Annotated in this window: 15 protein-coding genes; 1 reads left to right on the forward strand and 14 read right to left on the reverse strand. The window is 70.6% G+C overall.

The features are described 5' to 3' along the window. Positions 1–18: 18 nt before the first annotated feature. From carB to pyrR, 6 genes are all read right to left on the reverse strand, one after another. Positions 19–3,327 (reverse strand): carbamoyl-phosphate synthase large subunit, encoded by a 3,309-nt coding sequence (gene carB, locus AB0G47_RS20850; protein WP_360771857.1) that lies wholly within the window; start codon positions 3,325–3,327, stop codon positions 19–21. Continuing rightward, positions 3,320–4,462: a glutamine-hydrolyzing carbamoyl-phosphate synthase small subunit gene (gene carA / locus AB0G47_RS20855; RefSeq protein ID WP_360771861.1), complete on the reverse strand. Its 1,143-nt coding sequence runs from the start codon at positions 4,460–4,462 to the stop codon at positions 3,320–3,322. The genes carB and carA overlap by 8 nt, the downstream gene beginning before the upstream one ends. After that, the gene (locus tag AB0G47_RS20860; RefSeq protein ID WP_360771863.1) at positions 4,459–5,040 is read right to left on the reverse strand and encodes a hypothetical protein; all 582 of its coding nucleotides are present in this window, start codon (positions 5,038–5,040) and stop codon (positions 4,459–4,461) included. Before AB0G47_RS20860 ends, carA begins: the two co-directional genes overlap by 4 nt. Then, positions 5,037–6,323, reverse strand: a complete 1,287-nt coding sequence (locus AB0G47_RS20865) for a dihydroorotase (protein WP_360771866.1) — start codon at positions 6,321–6,323, stop codon at positions 5,037–5,039. Before AB0G47_RS20865 ends, AB0G47_RS20860 begins: the two co-directional genes overlap by 4 nt. A gap of 3 nt (positions 6,324–6,326) precedes the next feature. Continuing rightward, positions 6,327–7,313: an aspartate carbamoyltransferase catalytic subunit gene (locus tag AB0G47_RS20870; RefSeq protein ID WP_360771869.1), complete on the reverse strand. Its 987-nt coding sequence runs from the start codon at positions 7,311–7,313 to the stop codon at positions 6,327–6,329. 81 nt (positions 7,314–7,394) lie between these two features. Further along, on the reverse strand, positions 7,395–7,967 hold the full coding sequence (gene pyrR, locus AB0G47_RS20875) for a bifunctional pyr operon transcriptional regulator/uracil phosphoribosyltransferase PyrR (RefSeq protein WP_266869017.1): 573 nt from the start codon (positions 7,965–7,967) through the stop codon (positions 7,395–7,397). A 223-nt stretch (positions 7,968–8,190) separates the two neighbouring features. On the opposite strand from pyrR, the gene bldD reads away from it, so the two are divergent. Beyond that, the gene (bldD, locus tag AB0G47_RS20880; RefSeq protein WP_135330908.1) at positions 8,191–8,691 is read left to right on the forward strand and encodes a transcriptional regulator BldD; all 501 of its coding nucleotides are present in this window, start codon (positions 8,191–8,193) and stop codon (positions 8,689–8,691) included. 201 nt (positions 8,692–8,892) lie between these two features. On the opposite strand, the gene nusB is transcribed toward bldD, so the two are convergent. From nusB to AB0G47_RS20920, 8 genes are all read right to left on the reverse strand, one after another. After that, positions 8,893–9,327: a transcription antitermination factor NusB gene (gene nusB, locus AB0G47_RS20885; protein ID WP_360771873.1), complete on the reverse strand. Its 435-nt coding sequence runs from the start codon at positions 9,325–9,327 to the stop codon at positions 8,893–8,895. Positions 9,328–9,329: 2 nt separating this feature from the next. Continuing rightward, entirely contained in the window at positions 9,330–9,896 is a 567-nt protein-coding gene (gene efp, locus AB0G47_RS20890) for an elongation factor P (RefSeq protein ID WP_266869015.1), read from the reverse strand. A gap of 59 nt (positions 9,897–9,955) precedes the next feature. Further along, positions 9,956–11,062, reverse strand: coding sequence for a M24 family metallopeptidase (locus AB0G47_RS20895; RefSeq protein WP_360771877.1), 1,107 nt, complete (start codon positions 11,060–11,062; stop codon positions 9,956–9,958). Positions 11,063–11,157: 95 nt separating this feature from the next. After that, positions 11,158–12,069 (reverse strand): Pro-rich N-terminal domain-containing protein, encoded by a 912-nt coding sequence (locus AB0G47_RS20900; RefSeq protein ID WP_360771879.1) that lies wholly within the window; start codon positions 12,067–12,069, stop codon positions 11,158–11,160. Between the two features lie 172 nt (positions 12,070–12,241). Continuing rightward, positions 12,242–13,336 (reverse strand): 3-dehydroquinate synthase, encoded by a 1,095-nt coding sequence (gene aroB / locus AB0G47_RS20905; protein WP_360772422.1) that lies wholly within the window; start codon positions 13,334–13,336, stop codon positions 12,242–12,244. Between the two features lie 5 nt (positions 13,337–13,341). Then, positions 13,342–13,857: a shikimate kinase gene (locus AB0G47_RS20910; protein ID WP_360771882.1), complete on the reverse strand. Its 516-nt coding sequence runs from the start codon at positions 13,855–13,857 to the stop codon at positions 13,342–13,344. After that, entirely contained in the window at positions 13,854–15,038 is a 1,185-nt protein-coding gene (gene aroC, locus AB0G47_RS20915; RefSeq protein ID WP_360771884.1) for a chorismate synthase, read from the reverse strand. The genes AB0G47_RS20910 and aroC overlap by 4 nt, the downstream gene beginning before the upstream one ends. Positions 15,039–15,167: 129 nt before the next feature. Continuing rightward, positions 15,168–15,404: a hypothetical protein gene (locus AB0G47_RS20920; protein ID WP_360771887.1), complete on the reverse strand. Its 237-nt coding sequence runs from the start codon at positions 15,402–15,404 to the stop codon at positions 15,168–15,170. Between the last annotated feature and the right edge of the window lie 6 nt (positions 15,405–15,410).

A 15,410-nucleotide genomic window follows, 5' to 3' on the forward strand; every position in this document is an offset into this window, starting at 1 on the left:
TGTCCCCCTAGTGGGCTGCTAGTCGCGGGCCGCGGTCAGATGCTCCGCGTGTTCCTGGAGTGAACGGACGCCCACGTCCCCGTGGTTGAGCGCGTCGATGCCCTGGACGGCGGCGGCGAGCGCCTGGACCGTCGTGAGGCACGGCACGGAGCGGGACACGGCGGCCGTACGGATGTCGTAGCCGTCGAGGCGGCCGCCGGTGCCGTACGGGGTGTTGACGATGAGGTCGACGCCGCCGTCGTGGATCAGCTGGACGATCGTCTTCTCGCCGTTCGGGCCCTCGCCCTCGGACTGCTTGCGCACGACGGTGGCGTTGATGCCGTTGCGCTTGAGCACCTCGGCCGTGCCGGACGTGGCGAGCAACTCGAAGCCGTGCGCGACCAGTTCGCGCGCCGGGAAGATCATCGAGCGCTTGTCGCGGTTGGCGACGGAGATGAACGCGCGGCCCTTGGTCGGCAGCGGGCCGTAGGCGCCCGCCTGCGACTTGGCGTACGCGGTGCCGAACACCGAGTCGATGCCCATGACTTCACCGGTGGAGCGCATCTCCGGGCCGAGGACCGTGTCGACGCCACGCCCGTGGATGTCGCGGAAGCGGCTCCACGGCATGACGGCTTCCTTCACCGAGATCGGCGCGTCCATCGGCAGCGTGCCGCCGTCGCCGGTCGCGGGCAGCATGCCCTCGGCACGCAGCTCGGCGATGGTCGCGCCGAGCGAGATGCGCGCGGCGGCCTTGGCCAGCGGCACCGCGGTCGCCTTCGAGGTGAAGGGGACGGTGCGCGAGGCACGCGGGTTGGCTTCGAGGACGTACAGAATGTCGCCGGCCATCGCGAACTGGATGTTGATGAGCCCGCGGACGCCGACGCCCTTGGCGATGCCCTCCGTGGAGGCGCGAAGCCGCTTGATGTCGAAGCCGCCGAGCGTAATCGGGGGCAGCGCGCACGCCGAGTCGCCGGAGTGGATGCCGGCCTCCTCGATGTGCTCCATGACGCCGCCGAGGTACAGCTCGGTGCCGTCGTAGAGCGCGTCCACGTCGATCTCGATCGCGTCGTCCAGGAAGCGGTCGACGAGGACCGGCCGCGAGGGGCTGATCTCGGTCGACTCCTCGATGTACGAGGAGAGGCGGGCCTCGTCGTACACGATCTCCATGCCGCGGCCGCCGAGCACGTACGACGGGCGGACGAGGACGGGGTAGCCGATCTCGTCGGCGATGGCCTTGGCCTCGGCGAAGGTGGTGGCGGTGCCGTGCTTGGGCGCGGGCAGGCCGGCCTCGGCGAGCACGCGGCCGAAGGCGCCGCGGTCCTCGGCGGCGTGGATGGCCTCGGGCGAGGTGCCCACGACCGGCACGCCGTTGTCCTTCAGGGCCTGCGAGAGGCCCAGCGGGGTCTGGCCGCCGAGCTGGACGATGACGCCCGCGATGGGGCCTGCCTGCGCCTCGGCGTTGACGATCTCCAGGACGTCCTCAAGCGTGAGCGGCTCGAAGTACAGCCGGTCGGAGGTGTCGTAGTCCGTGGAGACGGTCTCGGGGTTGCAGTTGACCATCACGGTCTCGTAGCCCGCGTCGCTCAGGGCGAAGGAGGCGTGGACGCAGGAGTAGTCGAACTCGATGCCCTGTCCGATGCGGTTGGGGCCCGAGCCCAGGATGATGACCGCGGGCTTGTCGCGCTTGGCGACCTCGTTCTCCTCGTCGTACGAGGAGTAGAAGTACGGCGTCTTCGCGGCGAACTCGGCGGCGCAGGTGTCGACCGTCTTGTAGACCGGGCGGACACCGAGGGCGTGCCGCACCTCGCGGACGACGTCCTCGCGCAGGCCGCGGATCTCGGCGATCTGCGCGTCGGAGAAGCCGTGCCGCTTGGCCTCGGCGAGGAGGTCGGCGTCCAGGCGCTCGGCGGCGGTCAGCTCGTCCGCGATCTCCTTGATCAGGAAGAGCTGGTCGACGAACCACGGGTCGATCTTCGTGGACTCGAAGACCTCCTCCGGGGTGGCGCCGGCGCGGATGGCCTGCATGACGGAGTTGATGCGCCCGTCGGTCGGCCGCACGGCCTCCGCCAGGAGCTCCGCCTTGTCGCCGGGCTCGCCCACGAAGGTGAACTGCGAGCCCTTCTTCTCCAGCGACCGCAGCGCCTTCTGCAGCGCCTCGGTGAAATTGCGGCCGATCGCCATGGCCTCGCCGACCGACTTCATGGTGGTCGTCAGCGTCGAGTCCGCCGACGGGAACTTCTCGAAGGCGAAACGCGGCGCCTTGACCACGACGTAGTCGAGGGTCGGCTCGAAGGAGGCCGGGGTCTTCTCGGTGATGTCGTTCGGGATCTCGTCCAGCGTGTAGCCGACGGCCAGCTTTGCGGCGATCTTCGCGATCGGGAAGCCGGTGGCCTTCGACGCGAGCGCGGAGGACCGCGAGACGCGCGGGTTCATCTCGATGACGATGACCCGGCCGTCCTTCGGGTCGATCGCGAACTGGATGTTGCAGCCGCCGGTGTCGACGCCGACCTCGCGGATGATCGCGATGCCGACGTCACGCAGGATCTGGTACTCGCGGTCGGTCAGCGTCATCGCGGGCGCGACGGTGATCGAGTCGCCGGTGTGCACGCCCATCGGGTCGAAGTTCTCGATGGAGCAGACGACCACCACGTTGTCGTGCTTGTCGCGCATCAGCTCGAGCTCGTACTCCTTCCAGCCGAGGATGGACTCCTCAAGGAGCACCTCGGTGGTCGGCGAGAGCGTGAGGCCCTGTCCGGCGATGCGGCGCAGCTCCTCCTCGTCGTGCGCGAAGCCGGAGCCGGCGCCGCCCATGGTGAAGGACGGGCGGACGACCACGGGGTAGCCGCCGAGCTCGTCGACGCCCTTGAGGACGTCGTCCATGGAGTGGCAGATGTACGAGCGGGCGGACTCGCCGTGCCCGATCTTCTTGTTGACCTCTTCGACGACGCCCTTGAAGAGGTCGCGGTCCTCGCCCTTGTTGATCGCCTCGACGTTGGCGCCGATGAGCTCGACGCCGTACTTCTCGAGCACACCCTGCTCGTGCATCGAGATCGCCGTGTTGAGGGCCGTCTGGCCGCCCAGCGTCGGAAGCAGCGCGTCGGGGCGCTCCTTGGCGATGATCTTCTCGACGAACTCGGGGGTGATCGGCTCGACGTACGTGGCGTCGGCGATCTCCGGGTCGGTCATGATCGTCGCCGGGTTGGAGTTGACCAGGATGACGCGCAGGCCCTCGGCCTTGAGCACGCGGCAGGCCTGGGTGCCGGAGTAGTCGAACTCCGCTGCCTGGCCGATGACGATCGGGCCGGAGCCGATGACCAGGACGGACTGGATATCGGTGCGCTTAGGCACGCTGGCCCTCCATCAGGGATACGAAGCGGTCGAAGAGGTACGCGGCGTCGTGCGGGCCGGCAGCCGCCTCGGGGTGGTACTGGACGCTGAACGCGGGCTGGTCGAGGAGCTGGAGCCCCTCCACCACCTGGTCGTTGAGGCACACGTGGGAGACCTCGGCGCGTCCGTATGGGGTGTCGGAGGCCTTGTCGAGCGGCGCGTCCACGGCGAATCCGTGGTTGTGCGCGGTGACCTCGACCTTGCCGGTGGTGCGGTCCTGCACCGGCTGGTTGATGCCGCGGTGGCCGTACTTCAGCTTGTACGTGCCAAAGCCCAGGGCGCGGCCGAGGATCTGGTTGCCGAAGCAGATGCCGAACAGCGGCGTCTTGCGCTCCAGGACGGCTCGCATGACGGCAACGGGGCCGTCCGCGGTCGCCGGGTCACCGGGACCGTTGGAGAAGAACACGCCGTCGGGCTCGACCGCGTAGATGTCATCGGCGGTCGCGGTCGCGGGCAGGACGTGCACCTCGATGCCGCGCTCGGCCATGCGGTGCGGTGTCATGCCCTTGATGCCGAGGTCGACGGCGGCGACCGTGAAGCGCTTCTCGCCGATCGCGGGGACGACGTACGTCTCCTTGGTGGCGACCTCCGCGGCGAGGTTCGAGCCCTTCATCTCGGGCTGCTGGCGGACCTCGGCGAGCATCACGCCCTCATCCGGAAGCGCGTTGCCGGAGAAGATGCCGACGCGCATCGCGCCCCGCTCGCGCAGGTGGCGGGTGAGCGCTCGCGTGTCGATGCCGCTGATGCCCACGACGCCCTGGTTGACGAGTTCCTCGTCGAGGGTGCGCTGGGAGCGCCAGTTGGAGGACACGCGCGCGGGGTCACGCACCACGTATCCGGCGACCCAGATCCGCTGCGACTCGGGGTCCTCGTCGTTGACGCCGGTGTTGCCGACGTGCGGGGCCGTCATGACGACGACCTGGCGGTGGTACGAGGGGTCGGTCAGCGTCTCCTGGTAGCCGGTCATGCCGGTGGAGAACACCGCTTCGCCGAAGGTCTCCCCCACGGCCCCGTAGGCGCGGCCGCGGAAGATGCGGCCGTCCTCCAGGACGAGTACGGCGGGAACCTTGCTGGCTCCCCTGGTGGAGGTCGTCATCGTGCGGTGCCTTCCGTAGTGCTGTTCGTGCTCTTGGTGTTGATCATGTTGTTGATGGCCTCGACCCACTCGGCCTGCTCGGCCGCGTGGTCCGAGCGGAAGCCCGAGTCGATCAGCTTCTCGCCGTGCTCCCACGTGACGATCAGCAGTCCGCCCTCGGCCAGGACCTTGCCGGCGATGCCCTTGTCGAGGCGGGCCTCGCGCAGCTGGGCCACCGGGACGAAGAAGTCGGCGGCCCCGGGGCGCACGACATCGAGGCCCGCGTCCGTGAGCGTCAGCTCCACGCGGCTGCGGGTGCCGAGACCGTGCGCCACGATGCGGTCGAGCCACTGCCCTGCCGAGGTCGAGCCGTGGTAGCGGCCGCTGAGCTCAAGTTTCGCCGGGCCCGCGTCATCCGGCACCACGGGAAGCGCCGGCAGGTCGCTCTGGAGCGTGCCGCGCCACTTCCAGCCCTCGCGCATCAGCCAGTAGACGAGCGCGATGAAGAGAAGGAGCCCGACGACCCAGCCGGCGCGGGCGGCCCAGTCGGTCACGTCCGCCGATTCCTTCTCGGCGGCCAGTTCCAGAAGAGATGTCACGCGAGCTTCCCGTCGACGAGCGTGGCGCGGCCCCGCAGCCACGTGTGCGTCACGCGGCCCGGCAGCTCACGGCCCTCGTAGGGGGTGTTGCCGCTGCGCGAGGCGAAGCCCGCGGGGTCCACGACCCCACGGTATGCCGGATCGACGAGCGTGAGGTTCGCGGGCTCACCCTCCGAGACGGGGCGGCCGTGGCCCTTCGCCCCACCGATCTCGGCGGGCTTGACGGACATCCGGTCGGCGACCGCGGCCCAGGTGAGCAGGCCGGTCTCGACCATCGTCTGCTGGACGACGGAGAGCGCGGTCTCCAGGCCCACCATGCCCATGGCGGCCGCGGCCCACTCGCAGTCCTTGTCCTCGTGCGGGTGCGGCGCGTGGTCGGTGGCGACGATGTCGATGGTGCCGTCGGCGAGCGCCTCGCGCAGCGCCAGCACGTCGCGCTCGGTGCGCAGCGGCGGGTTGACCTTGTAGACCGGGTTGTACGAGCGGACCATCTCGTCGGTCAGGAGCAAGTGGTGCGGGGTGACCTCCGCCGTCACGTCGATGCCGCGCGACTTCGCCCAGCGGACGATCTCGACGGACCCGGCGGTCGACAGGTGGCAGATGTGCACCCGCGAGCCGACGTGCTCGGCGAGCAGCACGTCACGCGCGATGATCGACTCCTCGGCGACGGCGGGCCAGCCGCCGAGACCGAGCTCCGCGGAGACGACGCCCTCGTTCATCTGGGCGCCCTCGGTGAGGCGGGGCTCCTGCGCGTGCTGGGCGACGACGCCGTTGAAGGCCTTCACGTACTCCAGGGCGCGGCGCATGATCACGGCGTCGTCGACGCACTTGCCGTCGTCGGAGAAGACGGTGACTCCGGCGGCGGACTCGTGCATGGCGCCGAGCTCGGCGAGCTTCTTGCCCTCGAGTCCGACGGTGACGGCGCCGATCGGCTGCACGTCCGCGTAGCCGGACTCCTTGCCGAGTCGGTAGACCTGCTCGACGACGCCGGCGGTGTCGGCGACCGGGAAGGTGTTGGCCATGGCGAACACGGCGGTGTAGCCACCGGAGGCGGCGGCGCGCGTACCGGTCAGGACGGTCTCGGAGTCCTCGCGGCCGGGCTCGCGCAGGTGGGTGTGCAGGTCGACGAGGCCGGGCAGCAGGATCTTGCCCTCGGCCTCGACGACGGTCGCGTCGCCCGCGTCGATGCCGGTCCCCACCTGGAGGATCGTCTCGCCGTCGATCAGCACGTCCTGGGGCTCGCCGCCAAGCACCTTCGCACCGCGGATCAGGGTCTTGCTCATGTCTTACTTCTCCTCGGAGCCGGTGGGGCGGGTGTGGGTGACGGCGGGTTCATTCCCGCCCAGGAGCAGATACAGGACGGCCATCCGGGTGTGGACGCCGTTGGCGACCTGCTCGATGACCGTGCAGCGGTCGGAGTCGGCGACCTCGGCGGTGATCTCCATGCCGCGGACCATCGGGCCGGGGTGCATGACGATGGCGTGCTCGGGCATCTTCGCCATGCGCTCGCCGTCCAGGCCGTAGCGGCGCGAGTACTCGCGCTCGGTGGGGAAGAACGCGGCGTTCATGCGCTCGCGCTGCACCCGCAGCATCATCACGGCGTCGGACTTCGGGAGCACCCGGTCCAGGTCGTACGACACGTCGCAGGGCCAGGTGTCGACGCCGACCGGTACGAGGGTGGGCGGGGCGACCAGGGTGACCTCGGCGCCGAGGGTGTGCAGCAGGTCGACGTTGGAGCGCGCGACGCGGCTGTGCAGGACGTCGCCGACGAGGGTGACGCGCTTGCCGCTGAGGTCCTGGCCGAGGCCCTCGTCCTTGCCGACGAGGCGGCGGCGCATGGTGAAGGCGTCGAGCAGGGCCTGCGTGGGGTGCTGGTGGGTGCCGTCGCCCGCATTGATCACGGGGGCGTCGATCCAGCCGGAGGTGGCGAGCCGGTAGGGGGCGCCGGACGCGCCGTGCCGGATGACGACGGCGTCGACACCCATCGCCTCCAGGGTCTGGGCGGTGTCCTTGAGGGATTCGCCCTTGGAGACGCTGGATCCCTTGGCGGCGAAGTTGATGACGTCCGCGGAGAGGCGCTTCTCGGCGGCTTCGAAGGAGATCCGGGTCCGGGTCGAGTCCTCGAAGAAGAGGTTGCAGATCGTACGGCCGCGCAGCGCGGGCAGCTTCTTGATCGGCCGGTCGGCGACCCGGGCCATCTCCTCGGCGGTGTCGAGGATGAGAACGGCGTCGTCGCGGGTGAGGTCGGCGGCCGAGATGAGGTGTCGCATCATCTGGGTGTACTCCGTGATGGGGAGGTGTGCGGGCACGCGGGCGCGCAGGGGTGTGCCCCGGGGCCCGTGGGGAAGCCGGTCTTACGCGGAGGCGGGCTTGGCACCGAGCAGTACGGCGTCCCGGCCGTCCTCCTCGGCGAGCTGCACCTTGACCGTCTCCCGCAGCGACGTGGGGAGGTTCTTGCCGACGTAGTCGGCGCGGATCGGGAGTTCGCGGTGGCCGCGGTCGACGAGGACGGCGAGCTGCACCGCGCGCGGGCGCCCGATGTCGTTCAGACCGTCGAGGGCGGCGCGGATGGTGCGACCGGAGAAGAGCACGTCGTCGACGAGGACGACGAGGCGGCCGTCGATGCCGTCACCGGGGATCTCGGTGCGGGCGAGTGCGCGCGGCGGATGCATGCGCAGATCGTCGCGGTACATGGTGATGTCGAGTGAGCCAACCGGGATCTTCCGTCCGGTGATCTCTTCGAGCTTCTCGGCGAGGCGCCGCGCGAGGAAGACACCGCGGGTGGGAATGCCGAGCAGCACCACATCGTCCGCGCCCTTGGCGCGCTCGACGATCTCGTGGGCGATACGGGTCAACACCCGTGCGATGTCCGGGCCTTCGAGCACGGGCCGGGCGACATCGGGTTCGTTCGTGTCGTGCGTGTCCATATGAAACGGACCTCCTTCTCCGCCTCACGGGACGGACCTTAAAGGACGTCGGATTTGCGCCATCAACGGTACCAGCAATGGCAACACCGCCGGTCACGACCCCCCTCGGAAGGGGCGGTACGGACCATTCGGCTTGACGCAGCCAAGTAACGCTGCGTAACCTCACAGTGAGTTACCAGCAGCGCGGCGGAGCCGCACGTTGTCCCAGCGTCCGGGGAGCTTTATGTCCAGCGAATACGCCAAACAGCTCGGGGCCAAGCTCCGCGCCATCCGCACCCAGCAGGGCCTTTCCCTTCACGGCGTCGAGGAAAAGTCCCAGGGTCGCTGGAAGGCGGTAGTGGTCGGCTCGTACGAGCGCGGCGACCGCGCCGTGACCGTACAGCGCCTCGCCGAGCTGGCGGACTTCTACGGAGTCCCGGTCCAGGAGCTGCTGCCCGGCACCGCTCCGGGGGGTGCCGCCGAGCCGCCGCCCAAGCTCGTCCTCGACCTGGAGCGCCTCGCGCACGTGCCGGCCGAGAAGGCGGGCCCGCTCCAGCGGTACGCGGCCACGATCCAGTCGCAGCGCGGTGACTACAACGGCAAGGTGCTCTCGATCCGCCAGGACGACCTGCGCACCCTCGCCGTCATTTACGACCAATCGCCTTCGGTCCTCACCGAGCAGCTGATCAGCTGGGGCGTCCTGGACGCCGACGCGCGTCGCGCCGTCGCCCACGACGACGTCTGACTCCCGCAAGGGAGAACTCAGCAGAAACGTGCCGCCGGGGTGGCCGGAACCAATGGGTTCCGGCCACCCCGGCGGCTTTGTGCGCCCTGAGGAGCGCCTGGGAGACCCAGGGGTGCCCGTGGTGCGCCCGTTGTCGCCCGCGTACGCCAGAGGGCCCGCAGCGCGTGACTGCGGGCCCTCTGTACGGCCTGTGAGCTCAGGTCACGACTCGTCGCGTCGCAGCCCCGGCTTGAGGTCCTTGAAACGGCCGAGAAGGCCGTTGACGAAGGACGGCGAATCATCCGTCGAGAACTCCTTGGCGAGCTGGACGGCCTCGTCCAGGACCACCGCGTCGGGCGTCCCGTCCACCCAGATCAGCTCGTACGCGCCGAGCCGCAGGATGTTGCGGTCCACGACCGGCATCCGGTCGAGGGTCCACCCGACGGCGTACTGGGAGATCAGCTCGTCGATGTGGCGCGCGTGCCCCGCGTACCCCTCGACCAGCTCCATGGTGAACTCGCTCACCGGCGGCTGCCGGGTGTCGGACCGCGAGTGGCGCACCCAGTCCGCGAGGACCGTCACGACGTCGGCCCCCCGCTGGTCGGCCTCGAAGAGGATCTGGAAGGCGCGCTTGCGGGCCGTATTACGAGCAGCCACGGTTAGCTGTTCACCCGGCCGAGGTAGCTGCTGTCGCGGGTGTCGACCTTGATCTTCTCGCCGGTGGTGATGAAGAGCGGCACCTGGATCTGGTGGTCGGTCTCCAGCGTGGCGGGCTTGGTGCCGCCGGTGGAGCGGTCGCCCTGGACGCCGGGCTCGGTCTCCTTCACGACGAGCTCGACGGCGGCCGGCAGCTCGACGAAGAGCACCGCGCCCTCGTGCTGCGCGACGGTGGCGGTGAAGCCCTCGATCAGGAAGTTGGCGGCGTCACCGACGGCCTTGCGGTCGACGTGCAGCTGGTCGTAGGTCTCCATGTCCATGAAGACGAAGTAGTCGCCGTCCATGTACGAGAACTGCATGTCGCGCTTGTCGATCGTGGCCGTCTCGACCTTGACGCCGGCGTTGAAGGTCTTGTCGACGACCTTGCCGGACAGCACGTTCTTGAGCTTGGTGCGCACGAAGGCGGGGCCCTTGCCGGGCTTGACGTGCTGGAACTCGACGACGGACCAGAGCTGGCCCCCGTCGAGCTTGAGCACCAGGCCGTTCTTGAGGTCGTTCGTGGAAGCCACGGTTGCGGAATCTCCTGGACTGACGTGGACGACCCCGGGGCACGCGCAACAGCTGAAAGCTAGAGCGCGAGCAGCTCCTTGGTCGTAATGGTGAGTAGCTCGGGTCCGCCGTCCGCCTCGGGGCGCACGACGAGCGTGTCATCGATCCGGACACCACCCCGTCCCGGGAGGTGAACCCCCGGTTCGACGGTGACCGGCACGCAGACGTCCAGTTTACCCATGGCCGCGGGCGCCAACTGCGGGTCCTCGTCGATTTCGAGCCCCACCCCGTGTCCCATCAGCGGAGCAAGGCCGTCCGCATACCCCGCGGAGTCCAGTACATGCCGTGCCGCGCGGTCGATGTCACGGTAGGCGGCACCCGGCCCGAGCGCCTCCCTGCCCGCCCGCTGAGCGGCGAAGACGAGGTCGTACAACTCGATCTGCCAGTCCGCGGGCGACGTACCGATGACGAACGTACGCCCGATCTCAGAGCGGTAGCCGCCGTAGATCGCGCCCAGGCAGACGGAGAGGAAGTCGCCCTCTTCGACGCGCCGGTCGGAGGGGCGGTGGCCGCCGCGCCCGGAATTGGGTCCGGTGCCGACGGAGGTCGCAAAGGCGGGCCCGTCCGCACCGTGGTCGACAAGTCGACGTTCCAGTTCCAGCGCGAGATGACGCTCGGTCCGCCCCACGAGAATCGACTCCAGGAGCTCACTCAGCGCCTGGTCCGCGATCTCGGAGGCGATCCGCAGGCAGGAGATCTCCTCCTCGTCCTTGATCAGCCGCAGCTGCTCGACCGCTCCCCCGAGATCCGCGAGACGCAGCCGGGGCGCGACCGAACCCATCGCGCGATGCCGGGCGACGGTCAGATGGTGCTCCTCCACGGCGAGCGTCTCGACGCCCTGCGCGGCCGCGCAATCGGCGCCCGCCACGGCGGGATCCCCATCGGGCCCGTCGAGCACCTGCACACGCAGCGCATCGTCGGGCCGCCCCGCACCCTGCTCCTCGCCGGGCGGCCGCCCGCAGACCAGCAGATCCTCGCCCCTGCCCAGCAGAAGCACAGCCCCGAGGGGCGCCGCCCCCGCGAGATACCGCACGTTGGCGGGACGGGACACCAACGCCGACGCGCTGCCACCCGCGGCACAACGCTCCCTCAGCCGCTCACGGCGGGCCGCGTAGACCTCTGACATGGCACGAGCCTATGAGCGGCGGCGAGGGACGGCCCGTTCAGCGCACCCGACCGAGCGGACCCGGACGTCCCCGGGGCGTCAGGCGAGGGCCGGGACTACCACTTCGGCGGGCTCGCGATCGAGCGGGCCAGGACGTCGTCCAGGACGCGGGCCGTTGCGGGGACGTCCAGTTGGGAGTTGTCGATGATCGGGAGGCCCGAGCCGTACCAGCCGGCCATGCGGCCGTGGATGCGGGCCACTTCCTCGTCCGTGAGGCGGCGGTTGCCGCTGCGCTCCGCGTTGCGCTCCAGGACGATTTCCAGGCCGGGGAGGAGGACGACGGGCAGCAGGCCGGGGCCCACGTGCCGCTTCCAGCCACCGAGGCCGACGACCGGGCGGTCGGGGAAGACCGCGTCGTCGAGGATGCAGGAGATGCCGTTGGCCAGGAAGTTGCGCGCGGCGAAGCCGCAGGTGCGGCGGGCCAGGCGGTACTGGGCCTCCGAGTGGTCGTTCCAGCCCGACTGGGGGTCCGCGAAGCCCGAGCGAACCCATTCGCGTACGTCGTCGAGGCTGATGTGGGCCGTCGGTACGCGGCGGTGCTCGGCCCAGAACTTGGCGACGCTCGTCTTGCCCGCGCCCGCGGGGCCGATCAACAGGACGGCGAGCGTGGTGGCGCCGGTGTCCGCCTGGGCCATGCCGGGCGGCGGGCTCGGCATGGCGACGGGGCCGCCGGGCGGGAGCTGGATGTGGCCCGTCGTGTCCGGGGTCGGCGGCACGGGGGCACCGCCGGGGACGTGGTTGTGCTGGGGCTGGGGGACGCCCGGGCCCGCGTGCTGCGGCGCCGGGGCGTGCGGGTGCTGGGCCGTGCCCGGCGCGCCCGCGAAACCCGGTGCGGGAGGCGGGGGGCCGCCCGGCGCGGCACCCGGCGGCGGACCGCTCGGGTGGTGTGCGGCCGGGGACCAGCCGGTGGCCGATCCGTGCCCCGGCTGATGGGGCGGCGGCAGCGGAGATCCCACTGCGTGCTGCATCCGGTGCCACTCCGTCTCGTGCGACTGACGCTGGTCGGGCGGCGGCCGGGGCCACCCGTACCGAACGGTACCTTCCCCGGCCGGCGTTGTGTGAACGGCCGGGGAAGCCGCAGGGTGCCCGTGGCTTGTTCTAGTGCGTCACACTGCTGATCCAGTGCGCCGCTCAGGCGCTCTAGTTCGCCACTTCGCCGTACGCGGCGAGCAGGACCGCCGGGTCGGGGCCCTCCAGGACGGTCGGCTTGCCGAGGCCGTCAAGGACGATGAACCGCAGCAGGTCACCGCGGGACTTCTTGTCGACCTTCATGGTCTCCAGGAGCTTGGGCCACTGGTCGTAGCGGTAGCTCAGCGGCAGCCCGACCGACTCCAGGACGGTGCGGTGCCGGTCGGCGGTCGCGTCGTCCAGGCGCCCGGCCAGGCGGCCGAGTTCGGCCGCGAAGGCCATGCCCACGGAGACGGCGGCGCCGTGCCGCCACTTGTAGCGCTCGTTCTTCTCGATGGCGTGGGCGAGGGTGTGCCCGTAGTTGAGGATCTCGCGCAGGCCCGCCTCCTTGAGGTCGCCGGAGACGACCTCGGCCTTGACCTTGATGGAGCGCTCGATCAGCTCGGCGGTGTGCGGGCCCTGCGGGCTGCGCGCCGCCTGAGGGTCCTCCTCGATCAGTTCGAGGATCGTCGGGTCGGCGATGAAGCCGGCCTTGATGATCTCCGCGAGCCCGGACACGAAGTCGTTGACCGGCAGCGAGTCAAGCGCGGCCAGGTCGCAGAGCACACCGGCCGGCGGGTGGAACGCCCCGACCAGGTTCTTGCCCTCGGCCGTGTTGATGCCGGTCTTGCCGCCGACCGCCGCGTCCACCATGCCGAGCACGGTCGTCGGTACGGCGATCCAGCGCACCCCGCGCAGCCAGGTCGCGGCCACGAACCCGGCGAGGTCGGTGGTGGCACCGCCGCCGACACCGATGACGATGTCGCTGCGGGTGAAGCCGGACTGGCCAAGGGCCTTCCAGCAGTACGCGGCGACCTCGGCGGTCTTGGCCTCCTCGGCGTTCGGCACCTGGATCGCGACGACCTCGTACCCCTGGTCCGCCAGGTCCTGGCGCAGCGCGTCACCGGTCTCGGCGAGCGCCTCGGGGTGGATGATCGCGACGCGCTTGGTCTGCTCGCCGATCAGGCCGGGCAGCTCACCGAGGAGCTGCCGCCCGACGAGCACCTCGTACGGCTCGGTGCCCGCGGTGCCGCCGACCTGGATACGGGTGGGCGCCTGCCCCGAAATCTCCGTCATGCTTCCTTCAACTCCAGTGCGTCGAGGACCGCTTGGGCGACCTCTTCGGGGGTGCGGTCGTCGGTGGCGACGACGGCGCGGGCCACTTCGGCGTACAAGTGGCGGCGGGCGTCCATGAGTTCGCGCCACTGCTTGCGCGGGTTGACCGCGAGCAGCGGCCGCGCGACGTTCAGGCCGGTGCGCTTGACCGCCTCCTCGACGTCCATCGAGAGATAGACGACGGGCTGCGAGGCGAGCAGCGCGCGGGTCGACTCGTCGAGGATCGCGCCGCCGCCGAGGGCGAGGATCCCGTCGTGCTCGGCGAGTGCCGTACGCACGGCATCCCGCTCGAGCTCACGGAAGTACGGCTCACCCTCGTCCACGAAGATGTCCGCGATCTCCCGGCCCTGCGCGGCCACGATGTCGGCGTCGGTGTCCCGGTAGGCGGTGCCAAGCCGCTCGGCGAGCAGCGCGCCCACCGTCGACTTGCCCACGCCCATGGGCCCGACCAGAACGATCTGCGGGCCGGTCACCGGATCTGGAGGTTGTCGAGGTACGACGTCACGTTCCGTCGGGTCTCGGGCACGCTGTCGCCGCCGAACTTCTCGGCGACGGCGTCGGCCAGGACGAGCGCGACCATCGCCTCGGCGACGATGCCGGCCGCGGGAACGGCACACACGTCGGAGCGCTGGTGGTGCGCCTTGGTGGCCTCGCCGGTGGCGACGTCGACGGTGGCGAGCGCGCGCGGCACGGTCGCGATGGGCTTCATCGCGGCGCGGACGCGCAGCAGTTCACCGGTGGTCAGGCCGCCCTCGGTGCCGCCGGAGCGGCCGGAGGTGCGCTTGATGCCCTCGTCGGTGGAGACGATCTCGTCGTGCGCCTTGGAGCCCGGCACCCGCGCGAGCTCGAAGCCGTCGCCGACCTCGACGCCCTTGATGGCCTGGATGCCCATGAGCGCGGCGGCGAGCCGCGCGTCGAGCCGGCGGTCCCAGTGCACGTGCGAGCCGAGCCCGACCGGGACGCCGTACGCGAGCACCTCGACGACGCCGCCCAGGGTGTCGCCGTCCTTGTGGGCCTGGTCGATCTCGGCGACCATCGCCTTCGACGCGTCGGCGTCGAGGCAGCGCACCGGGTCGGCGTCGAGCTTCTCGACGTCGGCGGGGGTCGGGTAGACGCCGTAGGGGGCCTTGGCGCTCGCCAGCTCGGTCACATGGCTGACGATCTCGATCCCGGCCGTCTCCTTCAGGTACGAGCGGGCCACCGCGCCGAGCGCGACGCGGGCCGCGGTCTCGCGGGCGGAGGCGCGCTCCAGGATCGGGCGGGCCTCGTCGAAGCCGTACTTCTGCATGCCCGCGAGGTCGGCGTGGCCGGGCCGGGGGCGGGTCAGCGGGGCGTTGCGGGCCAGGTCGGCGAGGATCTCCGGGTCGACCGGGTCGGCGGCCATGACCTGTTCCCACTTGGGCCACTCGGTGTTGCCCACCATGATCGCGACCGGTGAGCCCATGGTCAGGCCGTGCCGGACGCCGCCCAGGAAGGTGACCTCGTCACGCTCGAACTTCATGCGCGCACCGCGCCCATAGCCGAGGCGCCGCCGGGCCAGGTGGTCAGCCACCATCTCCGTGGTGATCGGCACGCCGGCGGGAAGACCCTCCAGCGTCGCCACAAGTGCGGGTCCGTGGGACTCGCCCGCGGTCAGCCAACGCAACCTGCTCAACGGTGCTCCTCATGCTCGCGCCTGGAACTGCGTGGCGCGGCCGGGTGCGCGGCCCTGGCCCGCCACGTCTGATCCTCCCACGCCGGGGCCCGGGACCCGGCCCCCGGTCCACCAGCCGGACGACGCCGCTCAGTCCTCGGCCTCCGCGGCAGCCTCCCCGGGTCCGGCGTTCGCCCTCGCGCGCCGGACGGCCCATACCGTGACAGCGGCGGTCAGAACAAGGCCGAAGATGGTCAACTGCAGCCAGACCGGCAGGAACCGCAGCAGCAGGAACCGGGACAAGAACTGGATCAGCAGCTCGAACACGTCCCACCGGCCCGAGGCCAGCGTCACCCCGTTCCCGGCCGCGGACACGACACTCTCCATCGACGA

The organism is Streptomyces sp. NPDC021622 (assembly GCF_040640795.1).
Lineage (GTDB): Bacteria > Actinomycetota > Actinomycetes > Streptomycetales > Streptomycetaceae > Streptomyces.

Bases quoted from the DNA above. Each gene is read 5' to 3' on its own strand.
- carA (WP_360771861.1), bottom strand. From the start codon at position 4,462: ATGACGACCTCCACCAGGGGAGCCAGCAAGGTTCCCGCCGTACTCGTC.
- bldD (WP_135330908.1), top strand. From the start codon at position 8,191: ATGTCCAGCGAATACGCCAAACAGCTCGGGGCCAAGCTCCGCGCCATC.
- AB0G47_RS20865 (WP_360771866.1), bottom strand. From the start codon at position 6,323: ATGAGCAAGACCCTGATCCGCGGTGCGAAGGTGCTTGGCGGCGAGCCC.
- AB0G47_RS20920 (WP_360771887.1), bottom strand. From the start codon at position 15,404: ATGGAGAGTGTCGTGTCCGCGGCCGGGAACGGGGTGACGCTGGCCTCG.
- AB0G47_RS20870 (WP_360771869.1), bottom strand. From the start codon at position 7,313: ATGATGCGACACCTCATCTCGGCCGCCGACCTCACCCGCGACGACGCC.
- AB0G47_RS20900 (WP_360771879.1), bottom strand. From the start codon at position 12,069: ATGCAGCACGCAGTGGGATCTCCGCTGCCGCCGCCCCATCAGCCGGGG.
- AB0G47_RS20895 (WP_360771877.1), bottom strand. From the start codon at position 11,062: ATGTCAGAGGTCTACGCGGCCCGCCGTGAGCGGCTGAGGGAGCGTTGT.
- pyrR (WP_266869017.1), bottom strand. From the start codon at position 7,967: ATGGACACGCACGACACGAACGAACCCGATGTCGCCCGGCCCGTGCTC.